Source organism: Bradyrhizobium barranii subsp. barranii, assembly GCF_017565645.3.
Taxonomy (GTDB): domain Bacteria; phylum Pseudomonadota; class Alphaproteobacteria; order Rhizobiales; family Xanthobacteraceae; genus Bradyrhizobium; species Bradyrhizobium barranii.
In genome coordinates this window covers 2,057,499-2,072,022 of sequence record NZ_CP086136.1, presented here as the reverse complement: position 1 = coordinate 2,072,022, position 14,524 = coordinate 2,057,499, and the positions used below count along the sequence as shown (strand labels likewise).

Genomic DNA, 14,524 nt, shown 5'->3' with positions numbered 1-14,524 from the left:
AGCCATCATGACATCGCCAAAGCTCGACCGCCGCCAGATGCTGAAGCTCGAGGCCGCCGCGATCGCGGCCGCCGCTGCGGGCATGCCGGCACCGGCGCTCGCCGCCAATCTCGTCGCCGAGCGCGACAACAGCGAATTGAAATGGGACAAGGCCGCCTGCCGCTTCTGCGGCACCGGCTGCTCCGTGATGGTCGCGACCAAGGACAACCGCGTCGTCGCCACCCACGGCGACATCAAGGCCGAGGTCAATCGCGGCCTCAACTGCGTCAAGGGCTACTTCCTTTCCAAGATCATGTACGGCCACGACCGGCTGACGCAGCCGATGCTGCGCAAGACCGGCGGCAAGTACGACAAGAACGGCGAGTTCACGCCGGTGTCCTGGACCGAAGCCTTCGACATCATGGAGGTGAAGTGGAAGGAGACGCTGAAGAAGCGCGGGCCAAACGGTCTCGCCATGTTTGGCTCCGGCCAGTGGACGATCTGGGAAGGTTACGCCGCCTCGAAGCTCTACAAGGCCGGCTTCCGCACCAACAACATCGACCCCAATGCGCGCCACTGCATGGCTTCGGCCGTCGCCGGCATGATGCGCACCTTCGGCATCGACGAGCCGGCCGGCTGCTATGACGACATCGAGGCGACCGACGCCTTCGTGCTGTGGGGCTCCAACATGGCGGAGATGCATCCCATTTTGTGGACGCGCCTCGCCGACCGCCGGCTGTCCGCGCCGCATGTCCGCGTCGCCGTGCTGTCCACCTTCGAGCACCGCTCGTTCGACCTCGCCGACATCGGCATGGTGTTCAAGCCGCAGACCGATCTCTACATCCTCAACGCCATCGCCAACCACATCATCAAGACCGGACGCGTCAACAAGGATTTCGTCGCTGCGCATACGATCTTCCGGCGCGGGCAGACCGACATTGGCTATGGATTGCGGCCCGAGCATCCGCTCCAGAAAAAAGCAACCGGTGCGGCGAAAGCCAACGACTCCACCGACATGAGCTACGACGAATTCGTAAAATTCGTCTCGGACTACACGCTGGAGAAGGCGGCCGAGATGTCCGGCGTGCCGATGAACCGGCTCGAAGCGCTCGCCGAGCTCTATGCGGATCCGAAGACAAAAGTGGTCTCGTTCTGGACCATGGGCTTCAACCAGCACACCCGCGGCGTCTGGTGCAACAACCTCGTCTACAACATTCACCTGCTGACCGGAAAAATCTCCTCGCCCGGCAACAGCCCGTTCTCGCTGACCGGCCAGCCCTCGGCCTGCGGCACCGCGCGCGAGGTCGGCACCTTCTCGCACCGCCTGCCCGCCGACATGGTCGTCACCAACAAGGAGCATCGCGACAAAGCCGAGCATCTCTGGCTGCTACCGGAAGGCACCATTCCCGACAAGAACGGCGCCCACGCTGTGCTGCAAAGCCGGATGCTGAAGGACGGCCTGATCAACGCCTATTGGGTGCAGGTCAACAACAACCTCCAGGCCGGTCCCAACGCCAACGAGGAGACCTATCCGGGCTTCCGCAATCCCGACAATTTCATCGTGGTCTCGGACGCCTATCCGTCGGTGACGGCGCTGGCCGCCGATCTGATCCTGCCGACCGCAATGTGGGTGGAGAAGGAAGGCGCCTACGGTAATGCCGAGCGGCGCACGCAGTTCTGGCACCAGCTCGTCAACGCGCCCGGCGAGGCCAAATCCGATCTCTGGCAGCTCATGGAGTTCTCAAAGCGCTTCAAGATCGAGGAGGTCTGGCCGGAGGAGCTGATCGCCAAGAAGCCGGAGGTTCGCGGCAAGACGCTGTTCGACGTGCTCTACAAGAACGGCCAGGTCGACAAGTTTCCGACCTCGGAGATCGAGGAAGGCTACGCCAACACGGAATCCAAGGCGTTCGGCTTCTACGTTCAGAAGGGGCTCTTTGAAGAGTACGCCTCGTTCGGCCGCGGCCACGGTCACGACCTCGCGCCGTTCGAGGCCTATCACCGCGAGCGCGGGCTGCGCTGGCCCGTCGTCAACGGCCAGGAAACCAAATGGCGTTTCCGCGAGGGCAGCGACCCCTATGTCAAGCAGGGCACCGACGTGCAGTTCTACGGCTATCCCGACGGCAGGGCGCGCATCTTCGCCCTGCCTTACGAGCCGCCGGCGGAATCGCCCGACAGCGAATATCCGTTCTGGCTCTCGACCGGCCGCGTGCTGGAGCACTGGCATTCCGGCACCATGACGCGCCGCGTGCCCGAGCTCTACAAGGCGTTCCCCGAGGCGGTCTGCTTCATGCATCCCGACGATGCGTCGGAAGCCAAGCTCCGGCGCGGCGACGAGGTGAAGGTGGAATCCCGCCGCGGTTTCATCCGCGCCCGCGTCGAGACGCGCGGCCGTGACCGGCCGCCGCGTAGCCTCGTATTCGTGCCGTGGTTCGACGAATCCAAGATGATCAACAAGGTGACGCTGGACGCCACCGATCCGATCTCGCTGCAGACCGATTACAAGAAATGCGCCGTGCGCATCGAGCGGGTGAACCTGTCATGATGAAACGATTTGGCATAGCCCTGCTCGCGGTCGCGATCGCCGCGGGCGCGAGCTCTCTCACCGCACAGACGGTGACGTCAGGCCTGCGCGGACCGGCCCCGCTCAATGACGAGGGCGCGGCGCCACCGATGCTGCCGAACCGCAACACGTCCGAGAGAGAGGTGCGCAACTACCCGGAGCAGCCGCCGGTGATCCCTCACACCATCGACGGCTACCAGATCGACCTCAACGGCAACAAATGCCTGTCCTGCCATGCACGGGCACGCATCGCGGAATCGCAGGCGCCGATGGTCTCGATCACGCATTTCATGGACCGCGACGGCCAGTTCCTGGCCTCGATCTCGCCACGGCGCTTCTTCTGCACGGAATGCCACGTGCCGCAGAACACCGCGACGCCGCCGGTGAGCAACGATTTCATCGACATCGACACGCTGCTCTCGCGCGCCAGCCCCGGTGGCCGCCGATGACGACGGCTGCTGACGAGCCCAAGGGAAAGGTGGAAGCCAAGCGCAGCTTTATGCTGCGCTGCTGGGACTTCGCGCGCGAGCTCGGGCAGGTGCTGATCCGGCCGAGCTCGGTGTTCGGGCTCGGCGTGCTGGTGCTGGCGGGCTTTGCGGCGGGCGTGATCTTCTGGGGTGGCTTCAACACCGCGCTGGAACTGACCAACACCGAGAAGTTCTGCACCGGCTGTCACGAGATGCGCGAAAACGTCTTCGCCGAGCTGAAGTCGACCATCCACTTCACCAACCGCTCCGGCGTGCGCGCGACCTGCCCGGACTGCCACGTCCCGCACAACTGGACCGACAAGATCGCGCGCAAGATGCAGGCCTCCAAGGAGGTCTGGGGCAAGATCTTCGGCACCATCGACACCCGCGAGAAATTCCTCGACCACCGGCTCGAGCTGGCCGCACATGAATGGGCGCGTTTCAAGGCCAACGATTCCCTGGAATGCCGCAACTGCCACAGCGCCGATTCCATGGACATCACCAAGCAGTCGCCGCGGGCCTCGGTGGCGCACCAGCGCTTCCTGTTCACGAAGGAAAAGACCTGTATCGACTGCCACAAGGGCATCGCCCACCATCTGCCCGACATGCGCGGCGTTCCCGGCTGGCAATAGGGGCGGCTGGGCCGCTTGAACCCTTGGGCCGAATGGTTAGTTTCGAGGGATGGCGAATCGCCTCGATTCTGCCCTTCCTCAAGACAGATATGGCCACTTTCACTCCGCATCAGGATGCCGCGCTAAAAGCCGTTGCCGACTGGCTCAAGGCAAAACCCGGCCGCAACGGCACGCCGCCGGTGTTCCGCCTGTTTGGCTTTGCCGGCACCGGCAAGACCACGCTGGCGCGGCACATCGCCGAAGGCGTCGACGGCGAGGTGAAGTTCGCCGCTTTCACCGGCAAGGCGGCGCTGGTCATGCGCAACAAGGGTTGCGACGAGGCCTCCACCATTCACTCCCTGATCTACCGCGCCCGCGAATCCGGCGAGGAGCAGCCGAGCTTCGAGCTGTGGGACGACGCGCCGGCCTCCAAGGCCAAGCTGATCGTGATCGACGAATGCTCGATGGTCGATGCCGAGTTGGGCCGCGACCTGATGTCGTTCGATTGCCCGCTGCTGGTGCTCGGCGATCCCGCGCAGCTGCCGCCGATCCAGGGTGGCGGCTTCTTCACCAACACCGAGCCCGATGCGATGCTGACCGAAGTGCACCGCCAGGCCCAGGACGATCCGATCGTGCGGATGTCGATGGATGTGCGCGAGGGCCGCGAGCTCGATATCGGCCGTTACGGCGAGAGCGAGGTGGTGTCGCGGAAAGAGCTCGACCCCGACCGTGTCATGGGCGCCGACCAGGTGCTGGTCGGCCGCAACAACACCCGCCGCGCCTACAATATGCGGGTGCGCCAGCGCCAGAACATCGAGGATGTCTTCCCGGTCGCCGGCGACAAGCTGGTGTGCCTGCGCAACAACCGCAAGAAGGGCTTGTTCAACGGCGGCCTGTGGCGCGTAAAGTCGCGCAACACCTCGCGCTCGAAATCGCGCATCCTCAGCATGCGGCTGTCGCCGGATGAAGACTTCGGTCACAAGGTGACAAAAGTCTCGGTGCGCGCCGATTGCTTCGAGGGCGGCGTCGAGGCGATCGCCTGGGAGCAGCGCAAGCCGTATGACGAGTTCGACTACGGCTATGTGCTGACCGTGCACAAATCTCAGGGCTCGCAATGGGACGACGTCGTGCTGTTCGACGAGAGCTTTGCGTTTCAGGATAGCCGGGCGCGGTGGCTGTACACGGGGATTACGCGGGCGGCGAAGCGGTTGAGTATCGTTGTTTGAAGCTGCCGTAGGGTGGGCAAAGGCGCAACGCGCCGTGCCCACCATTTATCCGAGCCCGCAGTAAGAATGGTGGGCACGCTTCCGCCTTCGCTCTTCGAGCTACGGCGGACAAGTCGCTTTGCCCACCCTACGGCACTGTTGTAGCCCGGATGGAGCGAAGCGTAATCCGGGGGTTCGGGTCCGCGCTCGCGATTCCCGGATTTCGCTGCGCTCCATCCGGGCTACGGTCTCTGCAAGACCTCACTTCCCCGCAACGAAATAAAAATCCTCGCGTCCCGGCGGCGAGCCGTATGAAAACGGCTGCTGCTCGTGCTTGGTGGCGGACCAGACGTCGTCGCGGACGATGTCGAACAGTTTCCGGATCTCGACCTTCGGCACCTTGATCTCGCGGGCGAGCGCGGTGGCGAAGGGGCTGTCGGCGCCGCCGTCGCCGTCCAGCGCGGTCTCGCCGTGCTTGGCGGCGTAGACCACCATGAAGCCGGCGCCGGGCTCGATGTTGGAAAAGCCCTTGTCCACCAGCTTGAGCGACAGCGTGCGCTGCATGGCCGGCGCAAAGGGATTGTCGCGGCAGGCATCCAGCATCACCAGACGCACTTTTCTCGCAGCGCCCACCGCGGCGATCACCTGCTCCAGCGCAACCGCCTGGGTCTCGGCGTCCCTGTCGGCGGCAAGCTTGGCGTCGACAGGGACGAGATAGTTCACGCCGCCGATCTCGAAACCGTGGCCGGCGTAATAGACCACCGCCCAATCCGCATTCTCCGCTTCGGTGGCAAACGTCTGCAGCGCTTCGAAGAACTTGTCGCGGGAGAGGTCGTTGACGGAGATCACGGTCTGGAAGCCGACATCGCGCAACACGTTTGCAATCATTTTCGCGTCGCGCGGCGGATTGGGCAAGGCGTGGACGTTCTTGTAGGCGCCGTTGCCGATCACGAGCGCCACGCGGCGCCCGGTGGACCCGGCCGGCGCCTGCGGCGTCAGTGCGGCCAGGCGCTCCTGCGCGATGGCGCGGGCGCGCGCGACGTCGGGCTCGTCGAACCTCGTCAGCGAATAGGCCGCCGCGCGGTAGTCGGCGCGGGCCTGGGCGAGATCTTTCCTGCGCTCGTAGATCTGGCCGCGGCCGGAATGGGCGCGCACACTGTTCGGATTGAGCTGAATGACCGTGTTGTAGTCCTTCAGCGCGGCGTCGAGGTCGCCCTTCATCACGTTGACCTCGGCGCGATTGTTGATCGCGAAGGTATTCCTGGGCTGCTTCTGGATCAGGCCGTCGCAGTCGGCGAAAGCCTGGTCGTACTTGCCCATCATGCCGTAGGTGATGCAGCGGTTGCCGGCGATCTGCGGCGCGGTCGGGTCGATCTTCTCGGCTGCCGCAAAGTCGGCAATCGCGCCGTCGAAATCCTTGTTCAGCGTGCGCATGCGAGCCCGATTGGTCCAGCCGAGCAGGAACGTCGGCGTGTATTTGATCGACAGGTTGAAGTCGTCGAGCGCGCTTTGCAGCGCGCCCCGGCGCAGATGGATGGTGCCGCGATTGTTGTAGGCATAGCCGAAATTCGCGCGCTTCTGGATGGCGAGATTGTAGTCGGCCATGGCCAGATCGTCCTCGCCCTTGCGCTCATGGGAGAGCCCGCGCAGGTTGATGGCGCCGACATTGTCCGGATCGAGATCGATGGCGGACGACAGCGCCTCGATGGCGCGGTCATAGTCGCGCTTGTTGATCAGCGCATTGCCACGCACGACGAGTGCGAGCGACTTGTCCTTGCCGCCGAGCTTATCGGCCTTCAACAGATTGTCGCAGGCCGTCGCGCGGGCCTGGGCCTCCGCCTGGCGGTCGCGACAGGTGGCGAGGTCCTCGCCGGCTTGCGGCTCGGCCGCGGCGATCGCGGCATTTGAGATCAGGATGGCGAGGGTCAGGGGAATGACACGCAGCATGTTGTCAGGTCAGCTCCAGCCACCACATGATTGAGTCGAGCGCGATCGCGCGCGTTCATCTAGCCCGGAGTTCCCGGCCTCGCCAAGCCGCGCCGTCTGAGGCTATTTTTCACAGACTCGTGTCCGTTTCCCCGTAACAATCGCCGTCTGCGCCCGTATCTCAGATGTCCGAAAACGCGGCCAAACAGGCTGTTCGCCCGTCCCCGGCCGCCCTACACTGTCAGACCTTCCGAAGAGGATCGCCATGCGCCGCACCGCCCTCGCCTCGCTGCTCGCCGCCACCACTGCACTGACGCTGGCCTTCGCCGTGCCGTCCAGGGCCGCGGAGGATGCCGTCGTGATCCCCGCGCCCACCGTGGATGCGTCGCCCGCAACCGGGATCCAGACCGCCGTCATCGCGGGCGGCTGCTTCTGGGGCGTCCAGGGCGTCTTCCAGCACACCGCCGGCGTCGTCAATGCAGTCTCCGGCTATGCCGGCGGCACCAAGGCGACGGCCGATTACCAGACGGTCTCGAGCGGCCGGACCGGCCATGCCGAGTCGGTCGAGATCAAGTTCGACCCGAAGAAGATCTCCTACGGCAAGATCCTCCAGATCTACTTCTCGGTGGCGCACGACCCGACCCAGCTCAACCGCCAGGGCCCCGACTCCGGCACGCAATATCGCTCTGCGATCTTCACCACCTCCGACGAGCAGAAGAAGGTGGCGGATGCCTATATCGCCCGGCTCAACGGCGCCAAGGTATTCAGCAAGCCGATCGTGACCAAGGTCGGCGCGCTGGAAGCGTTCTACCCGGCGGAGGCCTATCACCAGGACTATCTGACGCTGCACCCGAACCAGCCCTACATCGCCTACAACGACATTCCGAAAGTCGAGAACCTGAAAAAGCTGTTCGCGGATAACTACATTGAAAAGCCGACGCTGGTGAGCGCCAGCAAGGCCACCAACTGATCGCAAGATCACCGAAAACAAGTTCACCAAACAAACGGGAGACCCATGCCCGACACCAAGACGAAAACCACCGACGACAAGGTCATCAAGAGCGAAGAGCAGTGGCGGTGCGAATTGTCGCCGATGCAGTACGCGGTGCTGCGCGAGAAGGCGACCGAGCGTCCCTTCTCCGGCGAATATGAGCACGACCACCGCGCCGGCACCTATGTCTGCGCCGGCTGCGGCAATGTGCTGTTCGAGTCCGATGCCAAGTTCGATTCCGGCTGCGGGTGGCCGAGCTTCACCCAGCCCGCGGTCGAGAGCCATGTCGACGAGGAGCACGATGCCAGCCACGGCATGGTCCGCACCGAGGTGCTGTGCTCCAAGTGCAGCGGCCATCTCGGCCACGTCTTCCCCGACGGGCCCGGCCCGACCGGCCTGCGCTACTGCATCAACTCGGCCGCGCTGAAGCTCGAGCCCAAATAACATTGCGCGCCGGCCGGTTCCGTCGTGGAACCCGGCGGCGCGATGTGCTTTTCTCTTCTGGCGGTGCGGCCGATGCGCGCAATCCGGCAGCCGCCAGGGAGGATGCCATGACGCTTGGGACCATCCTGATCATCCTGGTGATCATCTATCTGCTGGGCGGCATGTCCGGCCGGTTCGGTGGTTACGGCTATGGCATGGGCCATTCCGGCATGGGGATCGGCGGCGTCGTGCTGGTGGTCCTGGTCGTGCTGCTGCTGCTTGGCAAACTGTAAACCATCTAACATATTGAAATTATTTGGTTTACGGCGCTCGCGGAGCTGCCATGCGCGGATTCATCATCTCCCATCGCGGGGGTCGCATTTCTGTCAAAACAGCCTATATTAGAGGGCGAAAATGACATGTGCGGCGGGCCCACTCGATAGTGGCCCCTGCCTTTCAAAACCCCACGCGCTTAAAGCCCCAGACAAGATCACGAGGTCTTTGACCATGCGTCCACTGCGTCCGTTCAACTTCAACACTTCTGCCGAGCTCTTCCCCGCCGCGATCCGCAAGAAGAAGCGTGCAGGCTTCACCTATCGCCGGTTCGGCACCGCGGCCGAAGCCGTGCAGTTCGCGATGGAGCAGTTGCCGACGGATTCGCTGAACGGCGCCTATCTTCAGGTCGAGGAAGCGCGCTTCGACCAGAACGGCATCCGCTCGCTCTACGAGAGCGAAGCCTTCCCGCTGCCCCGCCGTCCCCGGCCGGCGCCGGCCCCCGAGACCGACGCCGACGCGGCGTAAGTTTTCGCTAAGCCCGATTTGCGCTGAAAGCGCGATGGCCGAAAGGCCGTCGCGCTTTTTGCGTTTGGAGGCTCTGTCTTCTCTCTCTTCCCGCAAGCGGGGAGAGGCGAAGAAAGAAGCGCCACGCTAAATCCGTGGCTGCTTGTCGAGCCAGCGGCGCAGCAGGCGGACATTGCGCATGTTGGCGCGGAACATGACGTCGAAGGCATCGCCCGCGAACGGCACCATGCCGACCACGCCGTCGACCGCGACATTGCCGAGCATGCGCGCGGTGAGATACCACGGCGCGCCCAGCGCGCGGGCCTCTCGCACCAGCCACAGCGAGATCGCGGTGGTGATGATGTCGCCGACGATCGGGATCAGCCCGATCAGGCCGTCGATGCCATAGCGGATATTCGTGCCGGGCAGGATGAAGGCGACATCGAGCAGCCTTGCGATCGCCTCGATCCGCGCCACCCGCTGCTCCCGCGTCAGATTGCCGAACGGGTTTCCCTGGCCGAACTCGAAGCGAAACTCGCGAAACCCCTGCTCCAGTGTTTCGGGACGGATCTCATGGCCGTCCTGGTCGATGATCGGCCCGCGCGCTTCGGTGCCCGAAAAACTCCCGCGCGCGCGGGACCCGGAACGGGGTCTGAGCGGAGCAAGAATATCGTCGTCGGACATGGTCATGGCCTTTGGAGAACGCACTGGTGTGGCGGAAGTTGCCGCGCCGCGCCTGAACGTCGCGCGTTCGGGTCTAAGCCGCAGCCGGCTGCGGCTCCTCGACATATCTATGCACGAGCCAGGATGAAAGCACCGCCGGCACGAATCCGACGAGGCCGTACAGGATGAATTGCACCGTGCCCGAATCCGGCCCGCGCGAGCTGTAGGTCAGCGACGCCAGCACGAAGGCGAACAGGCCGACCAGGAGCATCCGCAGCACCGGGCCGATCCGGCGGACATGGATCAGGATGTCGTCGACCGCACCGATCATCAGCGAGGGCAGGAAGCCGAACAGATAGCTGTATTGCAGCGATTTGAAGAACACCGCGAACAGCTTTCCGACCTCGCCGAGATTGGTCTGGGCCCAATAACCGGACTGATAGGTCGTCGTCAGCAGCAGCAGGAACCCGCCGACGAACGGACCGACCAGCGCAAACACCAGATAGCGTTTCATCAAGTATCCTCATCCTTCGCCGCTGTTATAGCAGCGACGCGGGAACCTTGAATAGCGGGGCGCCGGCCCGTCCTGACGGGAACAAGCGGCAAGGCGACGAGTTCAGACAGGACTGAAATTCATACCTGCAGTCAGATTGGAGTTTGTCGATGTCCCGGAAATCCGTCCTTATGGCGACGCTCGCCCTGACAGCCCTGAGCGGCACGTCGATCACGCCTGCTCTCGCGCAGGGCCACATGGGTACGCCGCAGGAGCAGAACGCCTGCTCGCGTGACGCCTCGCGGTTCTGCCGGAAGGACCTCGGCAATGACGGCGCTGTGCAGGCGTGCCTGCAGGCCAACCGGGCCAAGCTGTCGAAGTCCTGCAGCAAGGTGTTTCAGAGCCACGGCATGTAAGGCCGGGAACGATCCCCGGCGCACGGAGAGTGAAGCCATGTTGCGCGAGGAACAGCTCTCGATCCTGCGGGACATTAGCCAGTCGGTCGCCTTTGCCGACGACCGGCACGGCAAGATCGGCGAGCTGATCGCCGACGGCTACGTGATGAAGGACGGCGATCTGTTCGAGCTCACTGCGAAAGGCGTCACGGCCGTCGAGGAACACCCCGCAGCATCAGGCGCGAGCGATGCGGAAGAAGCGAACGCGTCGTCCGATCGGTTGATCTGATCTCGCGCCGCATGCTGCGTGACGGACACGCAACAACTGCGAATTCATTCGAGCGGACCATTGCAGCCGTGTGACAATCGCGCATACTCGAATCGGGCGGCGCAGCACTTTTCGATTCGAACACCACGAGAGATCGAGCGACCACATGCGGGACCAAAGTTCCCGGCGTGAAGGCTGTGACATGCGGCAGATCAAGCCGCGTGCGGCGCCCCAAAACCAAGTGGTTCAAACCACGGAACTCGGGGACGCATTCGTCATGACACGCTACACGACCATCGTTTCGCTCTTCGCTTTCGCAACCACCGCCATCGTACTCCAGACATCGCCCGGCCTCGCCTTCTCGTCCGAAGCGCAGCAGATGTGCACGGGCGATGCGATGCGGCTGTGCTCCAGTGAGATTCCCGACATCTCGCGCGTCAGGGCCTGCATGGTGCAGAAGAAGGCGCAGGTCAGCCCCGGCTGCCGCGCCGTGATGGACCGCGAGCACGCGGCCGCGCGCAAGCGGGAGGCCGCGGCGCAATAGGCCGGTTCAATCCCGATCGGATCGCTTGAGAGTTCGATTCACCTCTCTCGTCGGGAGAGGTGAAGATCGGTCACGCGCCGGCCCTAGAGCCTTTCCCGTTCCGATGGAATCGGAACGGGGCTCTAGATTCTTGTTTTGACGCGTTTTCTTGACGCGAACCGGTATCCACTTCGCTCGAAAACGCTCTAGTCGCCCCACTGCGCGAACGCATCGTTGAAGGCGCGCTCGCCGGGTGCGCCCTTCTCGATGGCGATGATGGCGCGGCGCTGGTTGGCGTAGACCAGCGGCACGTCGAACCATGAGCGCTCTTTCAGGAGCTGGACGTTGCGGGCGCGGTCGGCGTCGACATTGGAGAGGCCGACCAGGAAGAAGCCGTCGGTGACCTTGACCGCGAGACCCGCGAGCGGCGTGCCGCGCGCCTGCTCGTTCGACTTCATCAGGATGCCCGGCACGTTGGAGATGCTGCCGCCCGGAAAGTCCGGCGGCAGGATGAAGGTCAATTCCGCAGTGTGGCTCGCCGGCAGCGACGAGTCGGTGTTGCGGCGGAACGACATCGTCATCTTGAACTTGCGGTCGGGGATCTCGATGTCGGCGCGCACGGCGACGTCGGCCTTCTGGTTGCCCGAGGCCTTGATCGGTTCGAGCCGCCACACCACCGAGCCGACATATTGCTTGCCCTTCGGGTCGGACGGATCCTCGTCATAGAGCACGACCTTCTGCGCCACCGGCGCGACAGGCTGGTCGCTGGCCGAAGGCTGGCCGACGCGATCCGGAATCTTGGGCTTGCTCTGCGGCTGGGCCGGATCCTTCGGCGCCTCCACCACCTGGGTCGGCGAGGACTTGAACAGGCCGCTCACGGTCTGGATCAGGGGCTTGCCCCAGAGGATCCCGGCGCCGACCAGGATCAGCACGATGCCGACGGCGATCGCGCTCTTGAACGGGAAGGCGGAGCCGGTGCGGGCGCGCTTCTTGGCTTCGCGCTCGGGCGCGACGCGCGGACGCGACGATGGCGGCTGCGGCGTGTAGCGCTCGGCCTCCTCGATCGACTCGTCGTAGGAATAGGGCGCGTCCTGCTCGCCGGCGCGATTTTCCAGGCTCGGCTCCAGCCGGTCGAACTCCGGCGAGGGCGAGGGCACATTGGCGTAGGTGCGACGCGCGGCACGGTTGGCCTGCGCGGCAGCGCCGCCGAGATCGTTCACGTCGGCGGTGATGTCGCGAAAACCGCGTACGCCCGGTGCCGGCGGCTGAGGCGGTGGCGGCCCGATGTCGGGCGGACGGCGCCCGGGCGGGCGATCACGTCCGGCCGGCGGAGCAGCCGGCGGCTCCGGCATTGGCGGCGCTGCCGGGGGGCCCGGCTGGCGCGGCGCGTCGAAACGCGGGGCCCGCGGCGCGCGCGGGGCGTCGCCCTGGTCATCGACATTGAAGGACGGGCGGTCGGCACGCGGCGGCGGTGGAGCCGGACGGGTGCGTGGAGCGGTCGGCTGAGACGGCGGCGGGGTGCCCTCGGCGGCGCGGGTGCTGGCCCGGCGGAAGGCGTCTCCGCTGCCGCTGCTGCGGGCGCCGCCACCGGGACCGGGGCGCGAGGCCTCCCGGGCGCGCTGGGCGGCCTCCGATTCGACCTTGCGGACGGCCTCTTCCAGCGACAGCCGTTCGCGGGTGATCTCGGATTCGGAGAGCGGCGGCTGCACGCTGCGGAGCTGCGCGATCAGGGCCGTGCGCGCGCGCTCATAGAGCGCGCGACGGCTTTCGCCGGGAGCGTTGGGGTCCAGGGCGGAAATAGCGCGGGCGATCAGCGGATAGTAATCAGCCATTTCAACTCAACTAGCGCACGTCCCGGTAAGATATCGTTAAGCCTCAAACGGATTTTGCACCAGAATAGTATCCTCGCGTTCCGGGCTGGTGGAAAGCAGTGCGACCGGGCACCCCACCAATTCCTCGATCCGGCGGACATATTTGATGGCCTGGGCCGGCAGGTCCGCCCAGGAACGGGCATTGGCGGTCGGCTCCTTCCAGCCCTCGATGGTCTCGTAGATCGGCTCGACCCGGGCCTGGGCGCCCTCGCCGGCCGGGAAGTGGTCGATCTCCTTGCCGTCGAGCTTGTAGCCGGTGCAGACCTCGATCGTGTCGAAGCCGTCGAGGATGTCGAGCTTGGTCAGCGCCAGGCCGTTGATGCCGCAGGTCCGGACCGCCTGGCGGACCAGCACGGCGTCGAACCAGCCGCAGCGGCGCGGACGGCCGGTGTTGGTGCCGAACTCGCGGCCACGCTCGCCGATCTTGCGGCCGGTCTCGTTGTCCTGCTCGGTCGGGAACGGGCCCTGGCCGACGCGGGTCGTATAGGCCTTGCACAGGCCGAGCACATAGCCGACCGCACCGGGGCCGAGGCCCGAGCCGGTCGCGGCCTGCGCCGCCACCGTGTTGGACGAGGTGACGTAGGGATAGGTGCCGTGGTCGACGTCGAGCAGCGCGCCTTGCGCGCCCTCGAACAGCATGCGCTTGCCTTCGCGCCGCTTGATGTCGAGCAGCCGCCACACCGTCTCGGCATAAGGCAGCAGCTCCGGCGCGAGCGCGGTCAATTCCTTCAGGATCACCTTGCCGTCGAACTCCGGCAGGTTGAGGCCGCGGCGCAGCGCATTGTGATGCGCCAGCAGCCGGTCGATCTTGTGCGGGAGGGTGTCGAGATCGGCGAGGTCCATCAGGCGGATGGCGCGGCGGCCGACCTTGTCTTCATAGGCCGGTCCAATGCCGCGGCGGGTGGTGCCGATCGCGGTTGCCGCATTGGCGGATTCGCGGTGCGCGTCGAGCTCACGGTGCAGCGGCAGGATCAGGGTGACGTTCTCGGCGACGCGCAGATTGTCCGGCGAGATCGCGACGCCCTGCGAGCGCAGCTTGGTGACCTCGTCGAGGAAGGCCTGCGGATCGAACACCACGCCGTTCCCGATCACCGACAGCTTCTGGTCGCGCAGCACGCCGGAGGGCAGCAGCGCGAGCTTGTAGGTCTTGCCGTTGATGACCAGCGTGTGGCCGGCGTTATGACCGCCCTGGAAGCGGACGACGATGTCCGCCTGCTCCGACAACCAGTCGACGATCTTGCCCTTCCCTTCGTCGCCCCACTGGGCTCCGACGACGACAACGTTGGCCATTCGCGGGTAATCCTCTGAAGATTTTAGATGCGCCAGCCCAGCTGACGGCCGGAGCCGTTCGCACGCGAGGCAGCCAACC

General features: G+C 65.0%; 16 protein-coding genes. 11 read left to right on the top strand and 5 right to left on the bottom strand.

Translation table 11 applies throughout. The annotated features are described in order from the left end of the window. Positions 1–7: 7 nt before the first annotated feature. From napA to J4G43_RS10150, 4 genes are all read left to right on the top strand, one after another. Positions 8–2,521 carry a nitrate reductase catalytic subunit NapA gene (gene napA / locus J4G43_RS10165; protein WP_208084692.1) on the top strand — a complete coding sequence of 838 codons (2,514 nt, stop codon included), beginning with the start codon at positions 8–10 and terminating at the stop codon, positions 2,519–2,521. Further along, on the top strand, positions 2,518–2,988 hold the full coding sequence (locus J4G43_RS10160) for a nitrate reductase cytochrome c-type subunit (protein ID WP_028151035.1): 471 nt from the start codon (positions 2,518–2,520) through the stop codon (positions 2,986–2,988). The genes napA and J4G43_RS10160 overlap by 4 nt, the downstream gene beginning before the upstream one ends. Beyond that, complete coding sequence (locus J4G43_RS10155) at positions 2,985–3,638, top strand: NapC/NirT family cytochrome c (protein ID WP_321576317.1); 654 nt, start codon at positions 2,985–2,987, stop codon at positions 3,636–3,638. Before J4G43_RS10160 ends, J4G43_RS10155 begins: the two co-directional genes overlap by 4 nt. A gap of 89 nt (positions 3,639–3,727) precedes the next feature. After that, the gene (locus J4G43_RS10150) at positions 3,728–4,843 is read left to right on the top strand and encodes an ATP-dependent DNA helicase (protein WP_063981179.1); all 1,116 of its coding nucleotides are present in this window, start codon (positions 3,728–3,730) and stop codon (positions 4,841–4,843) included. Positions 4,844–5,083: 240 nt separating this feature from the next. On the opposite strand, the gene J4G43_RS10145 is transcribed toward J4G43_RS10150, so the two are convergent. Continuing rightward, on the bottom strand, positions 5,084–6,769 hold the full coding sequence (locus tag J4G43_RS10145) for a caspase family protein (protein WP_208084691.1): 1,686 nt from the start codon (positions 6,767–6,769) through the stop codon (positions 5,084–5,086). Positions 6,770–7,013: 244 nt separating this feature from the next. Here J4G43_RS10145 and msrA point away from each other — a divergent pair, with 244 nt between their 5' ends. From msrA to J4G43_RS10125, 4 genes are all read left to right on the top strand, one after another. Continuing rightward, positions 7,014–7,718 carry a peptide-methionine (S)-S-oxide reductase MsrA gene (gene msrA / locus J4G43_RS10140; RefSeq protein ID WP_208084690.1) on the top strand — a complete coding sequence of 235 codons (705 nt, stop codon included), beginning with the start codon at positions 7,014–7,016 and terminating at the stop codon, positions 7,716–7,718. A 45-nt stretch (positions 7,719–7,763) separates the two neighbouring features. Then, positions 7,764–8,183 carry a peptide-methionine (R)-S-oxide reductase MsrB gene (msrB, locus tag J4G43_RS10135; protein ID WP_208084689.1) on the top strand — a complete coding sequence of 140 codons (420 nt, stop codon included), beginning with the start codon at positions 7,764–7,766 and terminating at the stop codon, positions 8,181–8,183. A 107-nt stretch (positions 8,184–8,290) separates the two neighbouring features. Beyond that, positions 8,291–8,455, top strand: a complete 165-nt coding sequence (locus tag J4G43_RS10130; protein ID WP_014492503.1) for a DUF3309 family protein — start codon at positions 8,291–8,293, stop codon at positions 8,453–8,455. A 214-nt stretch (positions 8,456–8,669) separates the two neighbouring features. After that, positions 8,670–8,963 (top strand): hypothetical protein, encoded by a 294-nt coding sequence (locus J4G43_RS10125; protein WP_063981175.1) that lies wholly within the window; start codon positions 8,670–8,672, stop codon positions 8,961–8,963. Between the two features lie 126 nt (positions 8,964–9,089). On the opposite strand, the gene J4G43_RS10120 is transcribed toward J4G43_RS10125, so the two are convergent. Beyond that, on the bottom strand, positions 9,090–9,632 hold the full coding sequence (locus tag J4G43_RS10120; RefSeq protein ID WP_208084688.1) for a DUF4112 domain-containing protein: 543 nt from the start codon (positions 9,630–9,632) through the stop codon (positions 9,090–9,092). Between the two features lie 67 nt (positions 9,633–9,699). Beyond that, entirely contained in the window at positions 9,700–10,119 is a 420-nt protein-coding gene (locus J4G43_RS10115) for a DUF5413 family protein (protein WP_063981174.1), read from the bottom strand. A 149-nt stretch (positions 10,120–10,268) separates the two neighbouring features. Here J4G43_RS10115 and J4G43_RS10110 point away from each other — a divergent pair, with 149 nt between their 5' ends. The 3 genes from J4G43_RS10110 (at position 10,269) to J4G43_RS10100 (ending at position 11,305) form a co-directional block, all read left to right on the top strand. Beyond that, complete coding sequence (locus J4G43_RS10110; RefSeq protein ID WP_208084687.1) at positions 10,269–10,514, top strand: cysteine rich repeat-containing protein; 246 nt, start codon at positions 10,269–10,271, stop codon at positions 10,512–10,514. A 37-nt stretch (positions 10,515–10,551) separates the two neighbouring features. Next, complete coding sequence (locus J4G43_RS10105; protein ID WP_071909802.1) at positions 10,552–10,782, top strand: hypothetical protein; 231 nt, start codon at positions 10,552–10,554, stop codon at positions 10,780–10,782. Between the two features lie 256 nt (positions 10,783–11,038). Then, entirely contained in the window at positions 11,039–11,305 is a 267-nt protein-coding gene (locus J4G43_RS10100; protein WP_028151045.1) for a hypothetical protein, read from the top strand. A 185-nt stretch (positions 11,306–11,490) separates the two neighbouring features. Here J4G43_RS10100 and J4G43_RS10095 read toward each other — a convergent pair whose 3' ends face one another. After that, positions 11,491–13,116 carry a hypothetical protein gene (locus J4G43_RS10095; protein ID WP_208084686.1) on the bottom strand — a complete coding sequence of 542 codons (1,626 nt, stop codon included), beginning with the start codon at positions 13,114–13,116 and terminating at the stop codon, positions 11,491–11,493. Positions 13,117–13,152: 36 nt separating this feature from the next. Beyond that, complete coding sequence (locus J4G43_RS10090) at positions 13,153–14,445, bottom strand: adenylosuccinate synthase (protein WP_085398944.1); 1,293 nt, start codon at positions 14,443–14,445, stop codon at positions 13,153–13,155. Positions 14,446–14,524 lie beyond the last annotated feature (79 nt).